The sequence below is a fragment of the Micromonospora salmantinae genome (assembly GCF_022230905.1).
GTDB classification, from domain to species: domain Bacteria; phylum Actinomycetota; class Actinomycetes; order Mycobacteriales; family Micromonosporaceae; genus Micromonospora; species Micromonospora salmantinae.
Map to the genome: position 1 here is coordinate 405798 of NZ_JAKKFG010000045.1, position 23257 is coordinate 429054.

Below are 23257 nucleotides of genomic sequence, written 5' to 3' on the forward strand. Positions count from 1 at the left end.
CGTGCTGAGCATCGACCGGTCGATCATTGACGCGATCGTCGCCCACGCGCGCCGGGATCACCCTGACGAGGCGTGCGGCGTGGTCGCCGGTCCCGTCGGCAGCGACACCCCGACCCGGCACATCCCGATGGACAATGCCGCGCGGTCGATGACCTTCTACGAGTTCGACTCGATGGAGCACCTGCGCGTGTGGCGGGAGATGGACGACCGGGACGAGGAGCCAGTCGTCATCTACCACTCGCACACCGCGACCGAGGCGTACCCGTCGCGGACGGATGTCTCCTTCGCCGGTGAGCCGGGGGCGCACTACCTGCTCGTCTCGACCCGCGAGACCGACTCGGAGGAGATCCGGTCGTTCCGGATCGTCGACGGCGTGGTCACCGAGGAGCCGGTCCGTGTCGTGGAGGCCGGTGTCGACCCGCACGCCGTCCAGTCCTACATGTTCGGGCAGAGCCCGGCGACGGTCGATTACGAGTGTTCCGGCCGCTGACCTGTCAGCGCCGCAGCCGTCTCGTCCCGTCACCGTAGGCACACCCGATCGAGGAGTTCCCCATCATGGCTATTGAGGTTCGCATCCCCACCATCCTGCGCAGCTACACCGGCGGCGCCAAGGTCGTCGACGGCACCGGCGACACGCTCGCCGACCTGCTCAACGACCTGGATTCCCGGCACGGCGGTCTGCGCGGCCGGCTGATCACCGACGCGGGCACGCTGCACCGCTTCGTCAACGTCTACGTGAACGACGAGGACGTCCGCTTCCTCGGCGCGCTCGACGCGAAGCTCTCCGACGGCGACAGCGTCACCATTTTGCCGGCGGTGGCGGGCGGCGCGTTCGGCTTCGCCGCCGCGGCGGCGATCAGCTCGCACAGCATCAGCTCGCAGGGTGCCGCCGCCGCGCTGGCCCGCGACGCCGTCGCGGCTCGCTGAGGTCGGCCGCCATGGCGCGGTACGACAGCCTGCTCGACGCCTGCGGGGGTACGCCGCTGGTCGGCCTGCCCCGACTCTCTCCGACGGTGCCCGAGGGGGCCCCTCCGGTGCGGCTCTGGGCCAAGCTGGAGGACCGTAACCCCACCGGCAGCATCAAGGACCGCGCGGCGCTGTTCATGGTCCGGGCGGCGGAGGAGGCTGGCCGGCTCCGCGCGGGTGACACCATCCTCGAGCCGACGAGCGGCAACACCGGCATCTCGTTGGCCATGGTGGCGAAGCTGCGCGGCTACCGGTTGGTCTGTGTGATGCCGGAGAACGTCTCCACCGAGCGGGTGCAGCTGCTCCGGATGTACGGGGCCGAGATCATTTTCTCGCCGGCGGCGGGTGGTTCCAACCAGGCGGTCGCCACGGCGAAGCAGATCGCCGTCGAGCACCCCGACTGGGTGATGCTCTACCAGTACGGCAACGAGGCGAACGCGCGGGCGCACTACGAGACGACCGGGCCGGAGCTGCTGCACGACCTGCCCAGCATCACCGACTTCGTGGCCGGGCTGGGCACCACCGGCACCCTGATGGGCACCGGGCGTTACCTGCGGGAAAAGGTCGAGGGCATTCAGATCGTGGCCGCCGAGCCGCGCTACGGCGAGTTGGTCTACGGCCTGCGCAACATCGACGAGGGGTACGTTCCGGAGCTCTACGACGCCTCGGTGCTCTCCCGGCGGTTCTCGGTCGGCACCCGGGACGCGGTGCTGCGCACCCGTCAGCTCGTGGAGGTGGAGGGCATCTTCGCCGGGTTCTCCACCGGTGCGATCCTGCACGCCGCGCTGGCGGTGGCGCACGAGGCGGTGCGCGACGGCCGGCGGGCCGATGTGGCCTTCGTGGTCTGTGACGGCGGGTGGAAGTACCTGTCCACCGGCGCGTACGGCGGCACACTCGCCGATGCCGAGGACGCCCTGGAGGGGCAGCTCTGGGCCTGACCGATCTGGTCTGCCGACTACGGGCCGTCGACATTCGTCGGCGGCCCGTACCCGTCCCGACGTACCGCGAGCGGGTGTCACGTTCGTGACAACTTCCGTTGGATGATTCTTGCTGCCGGGTGCGCCAGCGTAGGCTGCGCAGCGTGGCGTACGCGTCGGTAGAGATCATGGCCGGGACCATCGCCGGCGCGGGTGCTACTGATAGTGACAGCGAGACCACTCGATGCGACTGACCGTTCTGGGAAGCGCCGGCAGTTTCCCTGGCCCCGAGTCGCCCTGCTCGGCCTACCTCGTCGAGGCCGACGGCTTCCGGCTCCTTGTCGACTTCGGCTCGGGGTCGCTGTCCAGCCTCCAGCGGTACGCGGGGTTGCACGCCCCGGACGCCATCCTGCTGACCCACCTGCACTGCGACCACATGTTCGACGCAGTGCTGTACGTGGTGGTGCGCCGGTACGCCCCGGACGGCCCCTACCCGGCGCTGCCGGTGTACGCGCCCGCCGGCGCGCCGGACCGGCTCAGCGCCGCGTACGGCGACGACGGCTCGGTGGAGGACGTGTACCAGTTCTACGCGCTCCAGCCGGGCACCTTCCCGATCGGCCCGTTCGCCGTCACCGTCGACCGGGTCAACCACCCCGTCGAGACGTACGGTGTGCGGCTGGAGCACGACGGCCGTTCGCTGTGCTACTCGTCGGACACCGCGCCCTGTGAGGCGCTGCTGCGGCTGGCCCAGAACGCCGACGTGTTCCTCTGCGAGGCCAGTTACCTCGACGGCATGGACAATCCGCCGGATCTGCACCTGACCGGTCGGGAGGCCGGCGAGGCGGCGACAAAGGCCGCTGTGGGTCGGCTGCTGCTCACCCACCTGGTGCCCGCCTGGGGCAGCGAGGCGCACACGTTGGAGTCGGCCGCCTCCGCGTACACCGGGCCGCTCGAGGTGGTCCGGCCCGGCGCCAGCTACGACGTCTGACGCACCGAGTCCCGGTTCGCGGGGCCGGGCCGCGGTGTTGTGCCGTACTGTTCGCCGGCCGGTCAGCGGACGGTCGTCTGGCGCACCAGTGGCACCCGCACGGTGTGGGCATGCGGATCGCCATCGTGACCGAGTCGTTCCCACCGGATGTGAACGGCGTCGCGCACTCAGTGGTGCGGACGGCGGAGCACCTGCTCGACAGTGGCCATCAGCCGGTGGTCATCGCGCCCGCCCCGCCCGGTGGCCGGCAGGACGTCGACCGGCTGCCGTACCCGGTGGTGCGCATTCCGAGCGTGCCGCTGCCCCGCTACCAGGGCTTCCGGCTGGGCGTACCGACCAACGCCCGACTGACCGGGGCGCTGCTCTCGGCCGAGCCGGACGTGGTGCACCTGGCCAGCCCGTTCGTCCTCGGCGCCCGGGCAGCCATGCTGGCCAGCCGGAACCGCCTGCCCACGGTGGCCGTCTACCAGACCGATGTGGCCGCGTACGCCCGGGCGTACCGGGTGAGTTGGGGTGAGGCGGCGGCCTGGCGGCGGATCCGCGAGATCCACAACTCGGCGCAGCGCACCCTCGCCCCCTCCACCCGGGCCGCCGCTGACCTGATCGCCAACGGTGTGCAGCGGATCTGGCTGTGGCGGCGCGGTGTCGATGCCGTTCGCTTCGACCCGGCCAAGCGGTGCGCGGCGCTGCGGGACCGGCTGGCGCCCGGCGGTGAGCTGCTGGTCGGCTACGTCGGGCGGCTCGCCCCGGAGAAGCGGGTCGAGTTGCTGGCGGCGACGTCCCGACTGCCCGGGGTGCGGGTGGTGGTGGCCGGCGACGGCCCGACCCGCCGCCAGTTGGCCCGCGAGCTGCCCGGGGTGACCTTCCTGGGCGTGCAGCAGGGCGAGGACCTGGCGCGGCTCTACGCCAGCCTCGACCTGTTCGTGCACACCGGACCGCACGAGACCTTCGGCCAGACCATCCAGGAGGCGCTGGCCTCCGGGGTGCCGGTCGTGGCGCCGGCCAGCGGCGGCCCGGTCGACCTGGTCGACGAGGGCGTGACCGGGCTGCTGGTGCCACCGAACGACGGCGACGCGCTCGCCGCGGCGGTGGCCGAACTGACCGCTGACGACGACCGGCGGCGGGCCTACGGGCTGGCCGCCCGCGTCGCGGTCAGTCGCCGCAGCTGGGCGGCGGTCGGCGACGAGCTGATCGGGCACTACCACGCGGTACGCGCCGTCGCCGCCACCGTCGGCCTGCCGGCCGCCTCGTGACCGGGGCCACCGGCGGGCTGCGGATCGTGCGGCTCGCCAACTTCGTCACGGAACGCTCCGGCGGCCTGCGTACCGCGCTGCGGCACCTCGGTGTGGGCTACCGGGCGGCCGGCCACGATCCGGTGCTGGTGATACCCGGTCAGCGGGCCGCCGACGAGACGTACCCGTGGGGGCGGGTGATCACAGTGCCCGGGCCGCGGCTGCCGGGCAGCGGTGGGTACCGGCTGCTGGCCGGCCGACGCCGGTTGGCCCAGCTCCTCGACGACCTGACACCGGATCGGTTGGAGGTCTCCGACCGGTCGACACTGCGGTGGACGGGCCGGTGGGCGCGAGCGCGCGGGGTGCCGTCGGTGATGGTGTCGCACGAGTCGCTGACCGGGCTGCTCGGCCAGTGGGGTGTGCCAGACACGCTGCGCCGGCCCATTGCCGACCGGCTCAACCGGGCGACGGCTCGGGCGTACGACCGGATCGTCTGCACGACCCGATGGGCTGCCGAGGAGTTCGACCGGATCGGCGTCGACAACCTGGACCTGGTGCCGCTCGGGGTGGACCTGGACACCTTCTCCCCGTGCCGGGCCGACCCGCTGGTGCGCGAGCGGTACGGCGACTCCAGCGAAATGCTGTTGGTGCACTGCGCCCGGCTGTCAGCGGAGAAGCGGCCGGAGTTGGCCGTGCAGGCCCTCGCCGAGCTGCGCCGCGAGGGCGTGCCGGCGGTGCTGGTGATGGTCGGCGACGGCCCGTTGCGCGGCGCGCTGGCCCGGCGGGCGGCGGGGCTGCCGGTGACGTTCACCGGTTTCCTGCCGGACCGCAGCGCGGTGGCAGCATTGCTGGCCAGCGCGGACGTGGTGCTGGCGCCCGGCCCGGTGGAAACCTTCGGCCTCGCCGGCCTGGAGGCGCTGGCCTGTGGCACTCCGGTGGTGGTCAACGCGGCCAGCGCGCTGCCCGAGGTGGTCGGCGAGGCGGGGCTGGCCGCGTACGGCTCCGGGGTGTCGATGGCGGCGGCGGTTACCCGCCTGGCGGCCCGGCCGGAGGCGCAGCGGCGGCAGGCCGCCCGGGCGCGGGCCGAGGAGTTCGGCTGGCCGGCCGCGGTCACCGGGTTCCTCGGTGTGCACGGCGCGGACGTTCCCCGGGGCACCGCGAGCGAGGTGGATCGCCGCACCGCATAGGGTGCAGGGATGGTGCGACCTGACGGGCGAGGGCCCTCTCAACTTCGACCGGTGACCCTGACCCGAGGCTGGAGCACCCATCCGGAGGGCTCGGTGCTCGTCGAGTTCGGCGGCACCCGGGTGCTCTGCACGGCGAGCGTCACCGAGGGGGTGCCCCGCTGGCGCAAGGGTTCCGGGCTCGGTTGGGTGACCGCCGAGTACGCGATGCTGCCCCGGGCCACCAACACCCGCTCCGACCGGGAAAGCGTCAAGGGTCGGGTCGGTGGCCGTACCCACGAGATCTCCCGGTTGATCGGCCGTAGTCTGCGGGCCAGCATCGACCTCAAGGCGCTCGGCGAGAACTCGATAGTGCTCGACTGCGACGTGCTCCAGGCCGACGGCGGCACCCGCACGGCCGCGATCACCGGCGCGTACGTCGCGTTGCACGACGCGGTGGGCTGGCTTGCCGCCCGCAAGTCGTTGGCCGGCAAGCCGGACAAGGTGATGCACCGCTCGGTGGCCGCGGTCAGCGTGGGGGTCATCGCCGGGGAGGCCCGGCTCGACCTCTGCTACGAGGAGGACGTCGCCGCCGAGGTGGACATGAACGTGGTCTGCACCGGTGCGGGCGACTTCGTCGAGGTGCAGGGCACCGGCGAGGCGGGCGTGTTCGCCCGCGACCAGCTCGACGCCCTGCTCGACCTGGCCGTCGCCGGCTGCGCCGAGTTGGCCGAAGCCCAGCGGAAGGCACTCGCATGAACAAGGTCCTGCTCGCCACCCGTAACCGCAAGAAGCTGGTCGAGCTACAGCGGATTCTCGACGGCGCGCTCGGCGCGCACCGGATCGCCCTGCTCGGGCTGGACGACGTCGAGCAGTACGCGGAGCTGCCGGAGACCGGCCTGACCTTCGGCGAGAACGCGCTGATCAAGGCGCGGGAGGGCTGCCGGCAGAGTGGGCTGCCGACCATCGCCGACGACTCCGGGCTCGCGGTGGACGCGCTGAACGGGATGCCGGGCGTGTTCAGCGCCCGCTGGTCCGGCCAGCACGGCAACGACCGGGCCAACCTTCAGCTGGTGCTGGACCAGATCGGCGACGTGCCGGACGAGCAGCGGACGGCCTCGTTCGTCTGCACCGTGGCGTTGGTGCTGCCGGGCGGCAAGGAGCACCTCGTCGACGGCCGGCAGTCCGGGCGGGTGCTGCGTGCCCCGCGCGGTGACGGCGGGTTCGGCTACGACCCGATCTTCCTGGGCGACGGACAGGACCGGACCAACGCGGAGCTGACCCCGGCGGAGAAGGACGCCATCAGTCACCGGGGCAAGGCGCTGCGCGAGCTGGCCAAACTGATCGCCAAGGTGCTGCCGCCCGCCGCCTGACGGCGCGAGGTGCTGTCGCCCGCCGCCTGACCCGCGGCGGACGACAGCGACCCGCTGGAGATCAGCCCAGCGGGCCGACCTCCCGTTCGATGGCGGCGCGCAACTCCGGCCCGGCGACGACGGCACGGGCCGCCTCCATCACCGGGGCGAGGAACACGTCCGGACCGGGTTCGCCGGCTGCCGCACCGAGCGCGGCGACGGCCGCCCGGCCGGCCGGGGACGGCTCCAGCGGGGCGCGCAGCTGGAGGCCGCGTACGCCGGCCAGCAGCTCCACCGCGAGCAGGCTGGTCAGGTTGTCCAGGACGGTACGCAGCTTCTTGGCCGCCGCCCAGCCCATCGAGACGTGGTCCTCCTGCATTCCGCTGGTGGGCAGCGAGTCCACCGAGGCGGGGGCGGCCAGTCGACGGTTCTCGGCGACGATCCCGGCCGCAGTGTACTGGGCGATCATCAGCCCGGAGTTGACCCCGGCGTCGGGGGAGAGGAACGCCGGCAGCTCCCGGGAGCGGGTGACGTCGAGCAGCCGGTCGACCCGCCGCTCGGCGATCGCGCCCACCTCGGCGGCGGCGATGGCGAGGAAGTCCGCGGCGAAGCCGAGCGGCGCGCCGTGGAAGTTGCCTGTCGACTCGACCCGGCCGTCCGGCAGCACCACCGGGTTGTCCACAACGGAGACCAGCTCCCGGCCGGCGACGGTGCGGACGAAGTCCAGGGTGTCGCGGGCCGCGCCGGCCACCTGCGGCGCGCAGCGCATCGAGTACGCGTCCTGCACGGCGTGCGCCAGGTCGTCGCGGTGCGAGTCCATCACCCGGGAGTCCTGCAACAGGCGGTGGATGTTCGCCGCCGACGCCGCCTGACCGGGGTGTGGCCGGATCGCGTGCAGCTCGGGCAGGAACGGCCGCTCCGAGCCGAGCATCGCCTCGATGGCCAGCGCTGCCGTCACGTCGGCCATGGCGAACAGGTGCGCCGCGTCGTGGATGGCCAGCAGCAGCATGCCGAGCATGCCGTCGGTGCCGTTGATCAGTGCCAGCCCCTCCTTGGCGGCCAGCTCGATCGGCTTGAGCCCGGCGGCGGTCAACGCGTCGGCCGCGTCCTGCCGCTCGCCGGCCGGGCCGAGCACCCAACCCTCGCCGAGCAGCACCAGCGCGCAGTGCGCCAGCGGCGCCAGGTCACCGGAGGCGCCCAGCGAGCCGTGCTCCGGCACCCACGGGGTGATGTCGTGGTTGAGCAGGTCGACAAGGGCCTCCGCGACCAGCGGCCGGACCCCGGATCGGCCCAGGGCGAGGGATCGGACCCGCAGCAGCATCATGGCCCGGACCACCTCGCGCGGCATCGGGGCACCCACCCCGGCGGCGTGCGAGCGGATCAGCGCGTGTTGCAGTTCGGCCCGCCGCTCCGGTGCGATGAAGGTGTTGGCCAACGCGCCGAACCCGGTGGAGACCCCGTAGACGGGACGGCCCGACGACTCGATGCCGTCCACGATGGCCCGGCTGGTCGCCATCGCGTCGACGGTGGCAGGGGCGAGGACGACAGTGGCGGTGCCGCGGGCCACCGCGAACACGTCGTCGGCGGTGATTCCGGTGGGCTGGATGGTCACGTGCGTCATTGCGGTGCTCCGTTGCGTATTACCTGGCGGATCAGGGGGACACCGGGCCGGTAGGCCAGGTGCAGGTACGACGGCGCGTCGAGGACGACGAGGTCGGCCCGCGCGCCGGGGGTGAGCACACCGATGTCGTCGCGGCGCAGCGCCCGAGCGCCACCGGCGGTGGCGGCCCAGACCGCCTCCGCCGGGGTCATCCGCATCTCGCGGACCGCGAGGGCCACGCAGAACGGCATCGACGAGGTGTACGACGAGCCGGGGTTGCAGTCCGTCGCCAGCGCCACCGTGACGCCGGCGTCGAGCAGCCGGCGGGCGTCCGGGTACGGCGAGCGGGTGGAGAACTCCGCGCCGGGCAGCAGTGTCGCCACCGTGCGGGTGCCCGACCCGTCGCTGCGGGCCGTGTCGGCCAGCGCGGCCACGTCGGCGTCGCTCAGGTGGGTGCAGTGGTCGACGCTGGCCGCGTCCAGCTCCACGCCCAGCTGCACCCCGGGGCCGGGGCCGAGCTGGTTGGCGTGCAGCCGTACGCCCAGCCCGGCGGCCTGACCGCAGGCCAGGATGGCGCGGGCGTGGTCCACGTCGAAGGCGCCCCGCTCGCAGAACACGTCGATCCACTTCGCGTGCGGGGCGGCGGCGGCCAGCATCGGCCCGCAGACCAACCCCACGTAGTCGTCGGGGCGGTCGGCGTACTCGGCGGGCACCACGTGCGCGCCCAGGAAGGTGGTCTCGGTGCTGGTCTCGGCGGCGATCCGCAGCGAGCGGGCCTCGTCGGCGACGGTCAGGCCGTACCCACTCTTGATCTCCATGGTCGTGGTGCCCTGACGCAGCGCCTCCCCGCGCAGCCGGCGCACTGTGGCGCGCAGTTCGTCGTCGGTGGCGGCCCGGGTGGCACCGACAGTGGTCCGGATGCCGCCGCCGGTGTAGGGCTGACCGGCCATCCGGGCGGCGAACTCGGCGGCCCGATCCCCGGCGAAGACCAGGTGGGCGTGGCTGTCCACGAAACCGGGCAGCACGGCGGCCCCACCGGCGTCGACGTGATGGTCGGCGGCCGGCGCGTACGCGGACGCGCCGACCCAGACCACCCGGCCCTCCTCGACCAGCACCGCGGCGTTGCGGCGGATGCCGAGCGGGCCCTCGCCGGCACCGTTGGTGACCAACTCCCCGATGTTGTCGACCAGCAGGCTGCCGCTCATGCGGGCGTCACCGCCTCGATCGCGGACGACAGTTCGGTCGGCACGTCCACTGTCAGATGTCGGCCCTCGGCCACCACCACCCGGCCGTCCACCACCACCTGATCGACGTCCGCCGCGCCGGCGGCGAAGAACGCGCCCACCGGCGGCACCCCGGCGGTGCGGGCGCTGTCCAGGCGTACCGTCACCAGGTCGGCGCGGGCGCCCACCGCGATCCTTCCGGCGTCTGCCCAGCCGAGCGCGGCGTGCCCGGCGACGCTGGCCGCGTTCAGCAGGTCGAGCGGCGCGAAGTGACCACGCCGGCGGGTACGCAGCCGCTCGTCCAGCTCCACCGCCCGAGCCTCCTCGAACAGGTCGATCACGGCGTGGCTGTCGCTGCCGAGGCTCAACCGGATGCCCGCGTCGGCCATCAGCCGGGCCGGGCCGATGCCGTCGGCGAGGTCCCGCTCGGTGGTCGGGCAGAGGCACACACCGGTCCGGCTGTCGGCGAGCACTGACAGGTCCGCGCTGGTGGGGTGGGTGGCGTGGACGGCGGTGGTGTGCGGCCCGAGCACGCCGTGCTCGGCGAGCAGGGCGGTGGGCGAGCGCCCGTGCACGGCGCGGCACTCGTCGTTCTCGGCGGGCTGCTCGGAGAGGTGCACGTGCAGCGGCGCCTGCCGCTCCCCGGCCCAGTCGGCGACAGTACGCAACTGATCGGCCGGTACGGCCCGCACCGAGTGCACGGCCGCGCCGACCCGGACGTGCGGGTCCGTCGGTTGGAACGCCGCGGCCCGCTCGGCCCAGCGGGCCGCGTCGCCGTCGCCGAAGCGGCGCTGCGGCCCGGCGAGGGGTCGACCGTCCACGCTGGAGGTCAGGTAGCAGGTGTCCAGCACTGTGAGCCGGATCCCGGCGTGCGCGGCGGCCTCCACCAGCGCTGCACCCATCGCGTTCGGGTCGTCGTAGGCGCCGCCGTCCGGCCGGTGGTGCAGGTAGTGGAACTCGCCCACGCAGGTGATCCCGGCGAGCGCCATCTCGGCGTAGACGGCCCGGGCCAGCGCGAGGTAGGTGTCCGGGTCCAGCCGGTCCGCGACGGCGTACATCTGGTCCCGCCAGGTCCAGAAGTCACCCCGTCCACAGTGGGTACGCCCGCGCAGCGCCCGGTGGAACGCGTGCGAGTGCACATTGGCCAGCCCTGGCAGGGTCAGGCCGGGCAGCCGGGTGGCGTCGCCCAACACCTCCACGCCGGCGGCCGGGCCGCCAGCCCCCGCCAGCGGTGTGAGTGCGGCGATCCGCCCGTCCTCGACCTCGATGAGCACGTCGGGCGTGGGCTCGGCGTGCTCGGGCAGCCAGGCGTATTCAGCGAGCCAGCGGGCGGTGGTCATACTCCTCGCCTCCTTTGGAGCTGAATCGTCTGCGACATCAGCGGCCGGGGTGACACCGGCGGCCGGGGTGACGCCGACAGTTGGGGCGCTTCGGCTGATTCGTTTACGACATCAGCTCCAAAGGACGACAACAGGAGATGCCGCACCTCGCCACGCCGGAGACTCCGCACCCACCGACGCCGCAGCTCCGTGCCGTCCGCGGAGCGGCTCGCGACGTCGTTCACCGGCATGTCAGCTCCTCCAGCACTCGGGCCAGCGCCCGTACCCCGGCCGCGCAGTCGTCGTCGGTGGCGGCCTCGGCGGGGGAGTGCGAGACGCCGGTCGGGTTGCGGACGAAGAGCATCGCGGTGGGCAGGTACGCGGCGAGCACCCCGGCGTCGTGCCCCGCGCCGGTGGGCAGCACCGGCGCGTCGAGCAGGGTGGCCAGGCGGTTGGCCAGCCCGCCGTCGAAGGCGACCACCGGGGTGGCCGACTCCTCGGTGACGGTCACCGTCGTACCGTCGCGGCGGGCCCGCTCGGCGAGCTTGCCGCGTACCGCGTCGACCAGCCCGGTCAGCGTCTCCGGGTCGGCCGCCCGGGCGTCCAGCCAGCCGGTCACCTTCGACGGGATCGCGTTCGTGGCGTTGGGTTCGACGGCGACCCGGCCCACTGTGGCGTGCGCGCCGCGCAGCCGGGCCTCCTTGTTGGCCGCCAGGACCGTGAACGCGTAGGTCAGCATCGGGTCGCGGCGGTCGGCCATCCGGGTGGTGCCCGCGTGGTTGCCCTCGCCGACGACGTCGAAGCGCCACCGGCCGTGCGGCCAGATCGCGCTGGCCACCGCGACCGGCGCGTCCGTGTCGACGAGCGCGCGGCCCTGTTCGACGTGCAACTCCACGAAGGCGCCGAACCGGCCCAGCAACTCCGGGCGGGCACCCGCCGGCCGGTCACCGAGCGCCTCGGCGAAGCTCACCCCGGCCGCGTCGCGCAGGACGGCCGCGCGCTCGGGCGGCAGCGCCCCGGTGAGCAGCCGCGACCCCAGACACGGTACGCCGAAGCGCGCTCCCTCCTCCTCGACGAAGGCACCCAGCACCAGCGGCCGGCCGGGGGTGACGCCCGCGGCGCGCAGCTCGTCCACGGCGAGGAACGCGCTCACGATGCCGAGCGGCCCGTCGTACGCCCCGCCGTGCGGCACCGAGTCGAAGTGACTGCCGGTGAGCACCGCGTCGGACGCTTCGGGGTCACCCCAGTGGGCGAAGAGGTTGCCGTTGCCGTCCTCGGTGACCGGCATGGCACGGCGCTCGGCCTGCGCCCGGAACCAGGCGCGCAGCTCCCGCTCCGGCTCGGTCAACGCGTACCGCAGATAGCCGCCGCTGTCGGCGTCCCGCCCGACCGGCGCGATCTCGTCCCACATCGCCCGGAACCGGTCGGAAAGGTCGTCGCTCATGCGGGTCCCTCCGTCATGGGGACCCGGACCCCGGTGCGGTCGGCGACCTCGCGGGCGCTCTCGTAGCCGGCGTCGACGTGCCGGATGACGCCCATCGCCGGGTCGTTGGTGAGCACCCGCTCGATCTTCTGACCGGCGAGGGCGGTGCCGTCGGCCACGCACACCTGCCCGGCGTGGATCGACCGGCCGATGCCCACCCCGCCGCCGTGGTGGATGGACACCCAGGAGGCCCCGCTCGCCGTGTTGACCAGGGCGTTGAGCAGCGGCCAGTCGGCGATGGCGTCGGAGCCGTCGGCCATCCCCTCGGTTTCCCGGTACGGGCTGGCGACGCTGCCGGTGTCCAGGTGGTCCCGGCCGATCACCACCGGGGCGGAGAGTTCGCCGGCGGCGACCATGTCGTTGAACCGCACGCCCGCCCTGTCCCGTTCGCCCTGACCGAGCCAGCAGATCCGAGCCGGCAGGCCCTGGAAGGCGACCCGCTCACCGGCCAGCTTGATCCAACGGGCCAGCGACTCGTTCTCCGGGAACAGGTCGAGGATGGCCCGGTCGGTGGCCGCGATGTCGGCCGGGTCGCCGGAGAGCGCCGCCCACCGGAACGGACCCCTACCCTCACAGAACAACGGCCGGATGTACGCGGGCACGAAGCCCGGGAAGTCGAAGGCGCGCTGATAGCCGCCGAGCTGCGCCTCACCCCGGATCGAGTTGCCGTAGTCGAACACCTCGGCGCCGGCGTCGAGGAAGCCGACCATCGCCTCGACGTGCGTCGCCATCGACGCGCGGGCCCGGTCGGTGAACTCGGCCGGCTTCGCGGCGGCGTAGTCCCGGGCCTCGGCCAGTTCCACCCCCACCGGCAGGTACGCCAGCGGGTCGTGCGCGCTGGTCTGGTCGGTCACGATGTCGATCTCGACGCCCCGGTTGAGCAGCTCCGGGAAGACCTCGGCGGCGTTGCCGACCACACCCACGCTCAGGGCCCGGCGCTCCCGCTTCGCGGCGCGGACCCGAGCGATCGCGTCGTCCAGGGAGTCGGCGACCTCATCCAGGTAGCGGTCGTGCACCCGACGGTCGAGCCGGGTGCGGTCCACGTCAACGATCAGGCAGACGCCGCCGTTCATGGTGACCGCGAGTGGCTGCGCGCCGCCCATGCCGCCGCAGCCGGCGGTCAGCGTCAGCGTGCCGGCGAGGGTGCTGTCGCTCTGCCCCTGCCCGTCGCCCCGGGCGTCGGCGATCTTGGCGGCCACCGCCGCGAACGTCTCGTAGGTGCCCTGGAGGATGCCCTGGGTGCCGATGTAGATCCACGAACCGGCGGTCATCTGCCCGTACATGGTCAGGCCGAGTTGTTCGAGGCGGCGGAACTCCGGCCAGGTCGCCCAGTCGCCGACCAGGTTCGAGTTGGCCAGCAGCACCCGGGGCGCCCACTCGTGGGTGCGCATCACCCCGACCGGGCGGCCCGACTGCACCAGCATCGTCTCGTCCTCGCGCAGGTCGGTCAGCGTGCGGACCAACGCGTGGTACGACGGCCAGTCCCGCGCCGCCTTGCCGGTGCCGCCGTAGACCACCAGGTCGTCGGGGCGTTCGGCCACCTCGGGGTCGAGGTTGTTCATCAACATCCGCAGGGCGCCCTCCTGCTGCCACCCGCGGGTGGTGAGCTGGCTGCCCCGTGCGGCACGAATGGGTCGGGTCATCTCTGGTTCTCCTCCGGTCAACCGAGGAACAACTGTCGGCGGGCCGCGGAGGCTTCGAACGCCTCCAGTCGGCGCTGGGTGTCGGCCGGCGTGGCGTCGCAGATCGCCTGCAACAGCACCATGGCCAGGGTCATCGGGGCGGTGTGCAGGTCGAAGACGAGCTGCGCGCCGACCGCGGCGGCGAGCACCACGTCGGCGTGCTCGGTGGCCGGGCTGACCGGCGAGTCGGTGATCGCCACCACTGTCAACCCGGCGTGGCGGGCGTCGCGCAGCGCGTCAAGGGTCTCCCGGGGGTAGCGGGGCAGCACGAAGGCCAGAACGGCGGACGCCCCGGCCTCGGCCGCCTGCTCCAGGCGATCGGTGAGCAGGCTGCCGCCGTCGTCGAGGACCCGTACGTCCGGGTGCACCTTCGCCGCGAAGTAGGCGAAGTACGCGGCCAGCGGCGCGGCGGCGCGCAGGCCGAGCACCGGCAGTGGGCGACTCTCGGCGAGCAGGCGCCCGGTCTCGGCGATCCGGTCCCGGTCGGCGAGCTGACCGGCCAGTCGGTCCAGGTTGCCCATCTCCGCGCGTACCGCCTGCTGGAGTTCGTTGCCGGCGTCCGTCGATCCGCCCGGAGTCGAGCCGGTGAGGTCCCGCAGCCGGCGGCGCAGCGCCGGGTAGCCGTCGTGGCCGAGCGCGACGGCGAACCGGGTGACCGACGGCTGACTCACGCCGGCCAGCTCGGCGACCTCGGCGGCGGACAGGTATGCCACGCCGGGGGCGTGCTGCACCAGACAGTGCGCGATTCGGCGCTGGGTGGGGGTGAGCCGCACCCCTTGGAACAGGTCGAGCACCCGGTCAGCGGGTGCTGCGACAGCTCCTTCATTCATGAGCTGACTCTATGCATAGAAACTTTCATAGACAACCACCTCGGGTCACCCCCGCCCCCCGTTCAGCCGTCGCGACTCGTAACATGCGGGCGTCCAGCGCGAGCAGGATTCGCGTCGTCGAGAAGGAGCGCCGTGGTCGCAGTCGAGGACGCCCCGCCCATTCGCGCCTCTCGTCCGTCGCCTCCTCGACGCGTCCGGGCGGCGGTCGGGGAGACGCTGCCGGTCATCGCCCTTCTCGGGGCCTTCTTCGTCGTCAACGACATCCGGTCCTGGCTGACAGCCCAGTACTGGGGCGACGAGGCGTGGGTCGCGCTGTCGGTCCGTTTCCCCCTCGCCGACCTGCCGGTGACGACCTCGTCGAGCCCGATCGGGTGGAGTTTCCTGCTCCGCCTGGTCCCGGACATCGACCACCTCCGGGTCGTACCCCTGGGTTTCCAACTGCTGGCCGTCGTCGCGGCCTACCTTCTGGGCCGCTCGCTGGCGTCCGAGCGCGCTCGGGGCATCCTCATCGGTGTCGTCACCGGGATCGCCGTCCTGCTCCTGCCGGTCCAGCAGACCCGCCACGACCTGAAGCAGTACACAGCGGACGCCGCCGTGGCGGTCTGCCTGCTCGCCCTGGCCACCTGGACGGAACGCTCCTGGTCCCGGCGACGACTCGCGGTGGTGGTGGCCGCTGTGGGCGTGGGCATGCTGCTGAGCCACACCACCGCCATCGTCGCGGTCTGCGTACTCGGCGGGCTGCTGGTCTCCGTCGCCGTGCGCCGGGAGTGGGCGAGGACGGTCGAGGCGACCGTCGCCGGTCTGGTCGCCGGCGCGCTGGTCGCCGCCGTCTACTTCGGAGTGTCCGCCCGGGGCAACAGCGATGCCATGCGCGACTACTGGGACGCTTTCCTGCCGAGCGTCTCCGAACTGCCCGCACACCTCGTGCGGCAGACCAAGGCCCTGTCGCCGATGCTCGGCGCACCCGTGTCGATCCTCGCCGTCCTCCTCGTGCTCGGCGTCCTCACGCTGTTCCGACGCGGACACGCCGCCCCGGCGATCGCCGTCCTCCTGCTGCCGGTGGCGGCCATCGGGCTGGGCGTCGCGGGGATCTACCCGCTGCTCGACCCGCGCACGTCCCACTTCCTGATCGTGGTGGCGGGCCTGGTGGCCGGCATCGGCATCATCGGTCTGGCCGACCTGACCGTCGCCCTGGTCCGCCGCGGGCTGCCCCGGCTACCACCGGGCGTGGTGGCCGCCGTCACCTGCGCCGTCCTGCTCGTCAGCTTCGCCGCCGTCAACCACCGCTGGTACCGCACGGACGGCAACGAACCCGGGGTCTGGCTGGCACACCAGGCCATTACCGACATCGGATCGTCGACCCGGTACGTCGCGGCGCACAAGGGGCCACACGACCTCGTCGTGGTCAGTGGGCCCGCCTGGTTCGGGTTCACGCTGTACTCCGACAAGGATCCGCTGAAGCTGGTCGCGCCGGTCACCGGCACCGTCGGTTGGACCCTCACCATGCCCACCCGCGCCGACGTGATCCTCCCGAAACCCGCCGCCGCCGACAAACAGTCCATCAAGGACGTACTCGACGAGATTCTGGCCCGGGCCGCGAAACGGCCGCCCGGCACCCGGGTCTGGCTGGTCCGCACGTACACCCACCCGAGTGAGCCGGTGTGGCAGGCGGCGCTCGCCGACTATCGCGTGCAACGCGTCACGTCCGGACCGGAGCCAGTGGTCGTGATCAGCAAAAGGTGACGGCGGCGACGAGCTGACGGGTGACCGCCGGGCGACTGACTGTGGCACCGGTCGGTACCATGCGCCTGGCGGTCGAGCGGAGGAGTTGGCATGCAGCCGGAAGGCCCCTACAGGTTCACCCACTTGCTGGGCGGTTCACCGGTGGGCAAGGCCTGGGCCGCCATCGACGAGCAGGGCCGGTTCGTGAGCGTGGCCGTGCTGGACGCGACGGTTGCCGCCGCCCCCGGTTGGCGGGAGGCGTTCGCCGAGGTCGCGAACGCGCTCGCCCAGTCGCCCGACGGGCCCCCGATCACGTACGCCGACTTCTCGGCCGCCGCGCCCTGGGTGGCGTACGCCGCCGAGGCCGGACCCGCCCCGGAGAAGCTGTTCCGCGCGCTCGGCGTGGAGTACCAACCGGTGCCCGCCGCCCCCCGACCCGTCTCCGCCCCTCCCCAGCCGGTGTCCGGTGTGCCGCAGCCGGTGTCCGGTGTGCCGCAGCCGGTCTCTGGCGTGCCGCAACCCGTGTCCGGTGTGCCGCAGCCGGTCTCTGGCGCGCCGCAGCCGGTCGTCGACATGCCGCATGCCCCGTGGGCGGTGCAGTCGGCCGCGATCCCGAACCAGCCGCCGGCCCATCCCGTCTCGGCCGCGCCGGTGTCGAGCGCACCCGCCTCGCCGGCCGGCCACGATGGCGCACCGACGCCGGCCACCGTGTCGGGCCCGCCGGCCGACGTGCCTCCGTTCGACCCGTACGCCGCCCCGGTACGACGGATCAAGCCCTCGGCGCCGCCCAAGCGGCGTACCGGCCTCTGGGCCGGTGTGGCCGCGCTGGCCCTGGTGGCAGTGGTCGGTGGCGGCGCCGGCATCTACGCCCTCAGCTCGGATGAGCCCGACGAACCGGACACCCCGCCGACCGCCACCTCCAGCGGCTTTCCCGCCGCGACCCCGCTCGCCCCCGGCCTCAAGCCCTGGGCGCAGGCCGCCCTGCGCAGCCCCGAGGAGCGCGCACTGGCCGTCGCCGGTCCGTCAATGGTCTTCGTGGAGGTCATGTTCACCGGGTACGTCCGCAACAAGGCCGGTGGCGCCCTGCTGGACAAGGCCCCGGTGACCTTCAGCCGGCGCTGTAGTGGCGTGGTCGTTCAACACGAGGGGTACGTCCTCAGCAACAGCCAGTGCGTGCAGCCCACCCCGGACGTCCTGGTCGGGGGTGCCCTGAACGCCGTGGCGAACCGGCTCGTCGCCGAGGGCAGCCTGCAAGCCAAGGACATCAGCACCTACACCCGCAGCCGGTTGAGCACCTCGGTCCTGACCGGCGCGAATGCCGGCGATCAGCCGGAGACCCGGCTGTACGGGCAGCTCAACATCGCCAAGGGCGAGGTGACGGACAGCCCGGCGATTGCCGGCACCGTCGTCCGGGCCCTCCCGATCGAGGCGGGGAACGTCGCCCTGATCAAGCTGGAGCAGAAGAACCTGCCCACGTCGGAGCTGAACACGTCGGCCAGCGTCAGCCCCGATACGTCACTGCTCGTGCTGGGCTATGGCACCACCGACACCAGCTTCCGCGCCGCCACCTACACGGTGGTGTCGAAGACGGTGACAGTGACCGGGATCGACTCCTCGACTCCGCTGAACCCGTACCGGATCAATGAGGATCTCGGGCTCTATTCACGAGGCGGGATCGCCATCGACCCGAGCGGCCGGGTGGTCGGCATGCTGGACAACGACGTTCTGCGGCCCGACAAGGCGAACCGCCTCGTCGTGCCGGTCTCCGCCATGACCGCCCTACTCCAAGCTGCCGGCGTCACGAACGCGCTCGGCAAGGCCGACAACCAGTACCGCAGCGGCCTCGACGCGTACTTCGCCGGAGACGAGTCGACAGCCATCGCCCGATTCGACGAGGCCGCGCGGAACTCCCCGACCAACCTGCTGGCCCAGTCGTATCGACAGGCGGCCGTCGACAGCCGGGGGTCCGGCGATTCAGGCGGGTCGAGCTGGGCCGTGCCGGTGATCGCCGCAGCCGGAGGCGCGCTCGCGGTGGCCATCGTGGTGGCGGTGGCGATGCTCCTGGCGCGGCGGCGCAACAGCCGTTTCTAGTGCGTCTGCGCGGCGCCTGGCCGAGAAGCGACGCCGCTGGCGGCCCGCGCGGACCCGCCGATCCGGGTGCCGGTCAACCACGGCCCCAGCGGCGTGCTGATGACGATCCACGCGAACGCCCAGGGGACCACGAGAGCGGCGCCCAGGTCGACCACCCCACCGGACCTGGGCGTCTTCAGCACCCACAGGATGCCTGCGTGACTGAGCACGACGGCGATGCCGCAACCGGCCAGTCGACTGATCACCCCCGACGCCCGCGCGCCGATGCGCAGGTCGAGTTCCTCCGCGAGCCGGATGAGGCCGACGCTGATCAGGATCGCGGTCAGCACCCCCAGCACCGGGGAGCCGAAGTCGCCGGCCTTGAGGTCCAGGTCCCGGTTGAGGCCGAGCAGCACGAAGCCGACGCCGATCGAGAGTGACGCCGCACCGGCGCTGGCTGGAAGGCGCGGACGGAGTCGCCGCAGCAACCGCCCCGCCAGCACGAAGACCAGGCACGCCGGGACCAGGAAGAGCCCGAGCGGGCCGGCGGTGACAACGCCGGGCGCAAGGTACGCGGTGACCAGGCCGACCACCGCGACCGTCCAGGCCACCGCGGCGGGGAACCGCTCCAGCCACCGGAACGCGACCGCCGCGATGAAGAGCACCGAGACGAACCAGAAAGCGGAGAACGGTCGGACCGCAGCCGTGCCGCCGTAGAGCGCGTCACCGATGGTGCCCGGTGCGACCTGGCCTGTCGCGGCGTCCGCTGCGAGCAGTGCCGCTACCAGGATGAGGAACCACACCACGTAGGGCACGCCCAGGGTCGTCCACCGCTTGCGCAACTCCCCGCCGAGCGGTCGACCGGGCGACCAGAAGTAGCCGGTCAGGACGAAGAACACGGGCACGTGCCAGGTGTAGATGGACGCGCGGGTCAGGCTGTCGCTCCAGACGTGGCCCGCGACAACCGCGGCGATTCCGACAATCCGGAGGAGGTCGACACCGGCGGAGCGGTTACCCGCCGCCGTTGTCGTGCTCGTTGCGGCCATGGCGGGCATCATTTCAGACAGCGGGGCCGACCTACGCCCCGGATCGGCACCGGTTCGGCCGGAGGTCGTGCCGGCGTCGTCGGGTATGGCGCATCGCCTAATCTGGGCACGACACGCTGCCCACACTGTGGAGGTTTCCCGGGTGTCTCGTCCCCACCCTCCGTGGGCCCGCCTCCGATCGGTGCCCCGACCGGCCTGGATCGGCTTCGGGGTGGTCGTCCTGCTCCTGGCGGCCGTCCCCCTGCTCGGCTGGTCGCCGTCGAGGACCGGCGCACCGGACGCGGCCTGGTCGGCCGCCGACGTGGACACCCCGCCGCCCGTCGCGCCGATAGACGGCACCACCTGTGCCGCCAACGCGCACGGTATGGCCGGCTTCACCCCGGTCAGCGCCCTCGACCTGCCCGAGCGGAACGACCCCAAGAGGCCGCTTGCCCTCTCGTTCGACAGGGCCGGCACTGTGGCCCGCGGGTTCGACCGGATCGGCTACTGCCTGGAGTTGACCAGCCCCACCGGTACGCAGTGGGTGTGGACCGCCATGTCGCCGTTCACGACCGACGCCCGACGCCTCGGCCCACCGACCCGGGCCGGTCAGATCGTCCGGCAACGGATCGCCGATCTGGAGGTCGCCACCAACGCGCCGGGCCTGGCCACCGGCACCGGTCTCACCGGCTATCTGGAGATGTGGCCGAACAAGTACGGGCCGGTCAACTCCGGCCAGGTCCCCGGTGCCGCCGCCGACCGGTTCGACGCCGACGACGACGTTTACTCGTCGATCGGGTACGGCTCTTTCCAGGTCCACACGATCGCGGCCACCCGCCCGGCCACGGCGGCTCCGCAGACGGTTCTCGCGGTCAATGGCTTCACCTCGGACGTCCAGCCGCTGTCGGTGGGCATCGGGACCGCCCCCACCGGTCAGCCCGACTGGACGGCCGCCGGTAACGCCGGCACGTACACCCAGCGTCGGCTGACGGTCTACGCCCGCGCCTCGGTCCTCACCGTCGGCCAACACCCTCGGGATCGGCAGTTGTACCCCCGGGACGCGGCCGGCGGCGCGGTCGTGCCGGTGGCCGGCAAGGCGACCGACCCACGGGTCAAGGCCGTACGCCTCAAGGTCGTCAGCGGGGCTGACGCCTGGGACGAGACGGTGCCCGTCGGGGCCGGCGGGGACTTCGCGTTCCGGCAGCGGATCACCGCCGCGCTGCGGGAGTACCGATTCGAGTTGCACGTGCTCGGCGACGGCGTTGCCCGACGGGCCGCCCTGTGGGAGGGCGTGGTGTCCGGTGACGTGTACGTCATCCAGGGCCAGTCCAACGCGGTGGCGGCCAGTTACCGGGGATCGTCGATCGGCGAGGAGTCCCCGTACGTCCGCAGTTTCGGCTCGACGACCGGGGACCGGGTCCTCTCCGGCGCGGACCGTACCTGGAACTACGCCGTCTCGGGTACGGTCCGGCAGCCCGGCTCCGTCGGCCAGTGGGGGATTCGCGCGGCCCACCGACTCATGGACACCTACCAGGTGCCGGTAGCCGTGATCAACGGCGCGGAAAACAGCAAGGTCGTGTCGTTCTTCCAACGCAACGACGGCAACCCCGGTGACCTGCGCACCAACTACGGCCGCTTGCGGCAACGACTCACCGCCGCCAACGTCATCGGCGAGGTCCGGGCGGTGTTCTGGTACCAGGGCGAGGCCGACAACAACGACGCCACCGGGCATGTCGCCGGGTTCACCGCGCTGTTGACCGACTGGCGCCGGGAGGTGGGCTTCCGAGTCGACGGAGGCACCCGATACTACGTCGTCCAGGTCGGCAGCTCACCGTGCGGAAACACCTCCGCCGGCCCGCTGCGTGAGGCGCAACGGCGGATGGCCGACACTCTCAAGGTGACGCTGCTGTCCACCAGCGCTCTGACCGGCCGGGAGGCGTGCCACTTCGCCTGGGAAGAGGGCTACCGCGAGTTGGGCGATCAGGCGTTCGCCGTGTTGGCCCGCGACATCCACCGCGGCCCCGGCGGGGGCGTGTCTGCCCCGAACCCTCGGTCGGCCGCCTTCACCGACGCTCGGCGTACCCAGGTGGTGGTTCAGCTCCGTAGCGTTGACCCGCTGACCGTCCGGGCTGGCGCGGGCACCGACTTCACGATCGACGGCAGCACCGCCACCGTCACCGGCGTCGAGTACCGCGAGGGCGGGCGGCTCGTGCTGAGCCTGTCCGGCCCGGCCGACGGCGCAACCGGGCTGAGTTACCGGGGCGACGCCGGGCCCTGGTGCGTCAACGCCACCGGGGTCGGTCTGCTGGCCTTCAAGGGCCTGCCGATCGGTGCCGCCTAGTCACCACGGCGCGACGGCGGCGGCGTCGTGCCGTCCCGTCAACCTTTTGAGGGTGGCGAACCGAACTGGACGGTCCGCCAAATCCACCGGTCCCGGTGCCGGGGTGCGGGCCGGGGCGGCGGACGCCGACACGGTGAGGGCCAGCAGCACGACGATCCAGGTCAGCCCGTCCACCGACAGCGGGTTCCAGACGACCTCGGTGAACGAGTAGACGACGAGGAGCACCACCGGTGCCTTGGCGGTGAAGGCGTGCCCGTCCTCGACACTGCGGTGCAGCAGGGTGGCCATCCACAGACCGAACAGGGTCAGCGCGATCAGCCCGCCGGAGAAGATGACCAGAACGTACCCGGAGTGGAAGAAGTGGGTCGGTGCCTTCTCGATGTCCTGCAGGTAGTACCACTTCGAGACGCCCACGCCGACGGCCTCCCGGCCGCTGAGGTACTCGCGGGCGGCAACCCAGATGTTGCCGCGGTTGCTCAGCGTGGTCTTCGACGCGCTCCACATCAAATATGTGGCGGCTGTCAGTGCGCCGACGACGAGCGCCACGCAGAGCGCGAAGGGGATCCGCGGGCTCGGTCGCAGACGCTGCACGAGCAGTGCGCCCAGCATCCAGACGGCTACCGCGCCGACAGCCAGGTAGCTGGTGCGGGAGCCGGTGGCGACGATCACCAGCAGGCAGAACGACGCCGTCGCCACCAGTTCGACGCGGCGCATCGCGCAGAACGCGGCGACCAGGGTGAACGACGCCAGCATCGCCGCGTAGTTCTCGGAGTTGTAGAAGCTCTTGAACAGCGCACCGGCCAGAGAGCACTTCTCCAGCTTCCCGCCGGTGCACGCCCGCCACGCCTGCCCGTACACAGCGGTCGGAATGGTCAGCAGCGCCAGGACCGCCAGCCCGGTGTAGGCCATCGCCCGCACGCTGACGGTGGTGCGGGCGGCCATCATCCAGAGGGCGATCAGCAGGAGCCCGGCTGCCCCGTACGCCGGCAACCGCGACCCGTAGATCCCGGTGCCGGTGACGACGTCGATGAAGGCGCACCAGACGAGCAGGCCGCCGGCCATCGCCAGCGAGATCCGGAGCCACAGGTCGGACGGGCCGCGGAGGACACCACGGCCAGAGAGCACCAGCCAGCCCAGCAGGGCGACCACCAGCACGCCGATCAGCATCGAGCTGTGGCTGCCGGCGAGCGCCGGGGCCGCGTTGGTGAGCACCGCGAATCCGACCAGGGCGACCGCCGATGCGGGGTCGCCGAATGCGGTGGCGACGGACCGCCGTGTTCGGATCAACCACAGAGCCACCGCTACGCCACCGACGGTCAGTAGGACACCGAAGATGGTGGTCAC

Annotated in this window: 19 protein-coding genes; 11 read left to right on the forward strand and 8 right to left on the reverse strand. The window is 72.5% G+C overall.

What is annotated here, in order from left to right:
• Position 1: 1 nt before the first annotated feature.
• The 8 genes from PSH03_RS30810 to rdgB all read left to right on the forward strand — a co-directional run bounded on the left by PSH03_RS30810 (position 2) and on the right by rdgB (position 6639).
• Positions 2-490, forward strand: a complete 489-nt coding sequence (locus PSH03_RS30810) for a M67 family metallopeptidase (RefSeq protein ID WP_210780953.1) — start codon at positions 2-4, stop codon at positions 488-490.
• 65 nt (positions 491-555) lie between these two features.
• Positions 556-927, forward strand: coding sequence for a MoaD family protein (locus PSH03_RS30815; RefSeq protein ID WP_210780954.1), 372 nt, complete (start codon positions 556-558; stop codon positions 925-927).
• An 11-nt stretch (positions 928-938) separates the two neighbouring features.
• A complete protein-coding gene (locus tag PSH03_RS30820) occupies positions 939-1904 on the forward strand; it encodes a PLP-dependent cysteine synthase family protein (protein WP_210780955.1) in 966 nt (321 codons plus the stop codon).
• A 223-nt stretch (positions 1905-2127) separates the two neighbouring features.
• Positions 2128-2871 (forward strand): MBL fold metallo-hydrolase, encoded by a 744-nt coding sequence (locus PSH03_RS30825; protein WP_030331266.1) that lies wholly within the window; start codon positions 2128-2130, stop codon positions 2869-2871.
• A gap of 110 nt (positions 2872-2981) precedes the next feature.
• Complete coding sequence (locus tag PSH03_RS30830; protein ID WP_238691177.1) at positions 2982-4124, forward strand: glycosyltransferase family 4 protein; 1143 nt, start codon at positions 2982-2984, stop codon at positions 4122-4124.
• The gene (locus PSH03_RS30835; protein ID WP_238691178.1) at positions 4121-5290 is read left to right on the forward strand and encodes a glycosyltransferase; all 1170 of its coding nucleotides are present in this window, start codon (positions 4121-4123) and stop codon (positions 5288-5290) included. Before PSH03_RS30830 ends, PSH03_RS30835 begins: the two co-directional genes overlap by 4 nt.
• Before the next feature lie 9 nt (positions 5291-5299).
• Positions 5300-6025 carry a ribonuclease PH gene (gene rph / locus PSH03_RS30840; protein ID WP_238691179.1) on the forward strand — a complete coding sequence of 242 codons (726 nt, stop codon included), beginning with the start codon at positions 5300-5302 and terminating at the stop codon, positions 6023-6025.
• Positions 6022-6639, forward strand: coding sequence for an RdgB/HAM1 family non-canonical purine NTP pyrophosphatase (gene rdgB, locus PSH03_RS30845; RefSeq protein WP_238691180.1), 618 nt, complete (start codon positions 6022-6024; stop codon positions 6637-6639). Before rph ends, rdgB begins: the two co-directional genes overlap by 4 nt.
• A gap of 61 nt (positions 6640-6700) precedes the next feature.
• On the opposite strand, the gene hutH is transcribed toward rdgB, so the two are convergent.
• The 6 genes from hutH to PSH03_RS30875 all read right to left on the reverse strand — a co-directional run bounded on the left by hutH (position 6701) and on the right by PSH03_RS30875 (position 14755).
• Positions 6701-8239, reverse strand: a complete 1539-nt coding sequence (gene hutH, locus PSH03_RS30850; protein ID WP_210780959.1) for a histidine ammonia-lyase — start codon at positions 8237-8239, stop codon at positions 6701-6703.
• The gene (gene hutI, locus PSH03_RS30855) at positions 8236-9423 is read right to left on the reverse strand and encodes an imidazolonepropionase (protein WP_238691181.1); all 1188 of its coding nucleotides are present in this window, start codon (positions 9421-9423) and stop codon (positions 8236-8238) included. The genes hutH and hutI overlap by 4 nt, the downstream gene beginning before the upstream one ends.
• Positions 9420-10781: a formimidoylglutamate deiminase gene (locus PSH03_RS30860; protein WP_238691182.1), complete on the reverse strand. Its 1362-nt coding sequence runs from the start codon at positions 10779-10781 to the stop codon at positions 9420-9422. Before PSH03_RS30860 ends, hutI begins: the two co-directional genes overlap by 4 nt.
• A 220-nt stretch (positions 10782-11001) precedes the next feature.
• Complete coding sequence (locus PSH03_RS30865) at positions 11002-12204, reverse strand: allantoate amidohydrolase (protein WP_238691183.1); 1203 nt, start codon at positions 12202-12204, stop codon at positions 11002-11004.
• Positions 12201-13886 carry a urocanate hydratase gene (gene hutU / locus PSH03_RS30870; RefSeq protein ID WP_238691184.1) on the reverse strand — a complete coding sequence of 562 codons (1686 nt, stop codon included), beginning with the start codon at positions 13884-13886 and terminating at the stop codon, positions 12201-12203. Before hutU ends, PSH03_RS30865 begins: the two co-directional genes overlap by 4 nt.
• Before the next feature lie 17 nt (positions 13887-13903).
• Positions 13904-14755, reverse strand: a complete 852-nt coding sequence (locus PSH03_RS30875; RefSeq protein WP_112582219.1) for a MurR/RpiR family transcriptional regulator — start codon at positions 14753-14755, stop codon at positions 13904-13906.
• A gap of 132 nt (positions 14756-14887) precedes the next feature.
• Between PSH03_RS30875 and PSH03_RS30880 the strand changes: the two genes are divergently transcribed.
• Positions 14888-16498 carry a DUF6541 family protein gene (locus tag PSH03_RS30880; RefSeq protein ID WP_238691185.1) on the forward strand — a complete coding sequence of 537 codons (1611 nt, stop codon included), beginning with the start codon at positions 14888-14890 and terminating at the stop codon, positions 16496-16498.
• Between the two features lie 90 nt (positions 16499-16588).
• On the forward strand, positions 16589-18568 hold the full coding sequence (locus PSH03_RS30885; protein WP_238691186.1) for a trypsin-like peptidase domain-containing protein: 1980 nt from the start codon (positions 16589-16591) through the stop codon (positions 18566-18568).
• On the opposite strand, the gene PSH03_RS30890 is transcribed toward PSH03_RS30885, so the two are convergent.
• Complete coding sequence (locus tag PSH03_RS30890) at positions 18565-19593, reverse strand: acyltransferase family protein (RefSeq protein ID WP_238691187.1); 1029 nt, start codon at positions 19591-19593, stop codon at positions 18565-18567. The genes PSH03_RS30885 and PSH03_RS30890 overlap by 4 nt on opposite strands.
• Positions 19594-19774: 181 nt before the next feature.
• Between PSH03_RS30890 and PSH03_RS30895 the strand changes: the two genes are divergently transcribed.
• Entirely contained in the window at positions 19775-21913 is a 2139-nt protein-coding gene (locus tag PSH03_RS30895) for a sialate O-acetylesterase (RefSeq protein ID WP_210780967.1), read from the forward strand.
• Here the strand turns inward: PSH03_RS30895 and PSH03_RS32970 are convergent, their stop codons facing one another.
• Complete coding sequence (locus PSH03_RS32970) at positions 21914-23257, reverse strand: O-antigen ligase family protein (protein ID WP_238691188.1); 1344 nt, start codon at positions 23255-23257, stop codon at positions 21914-21916.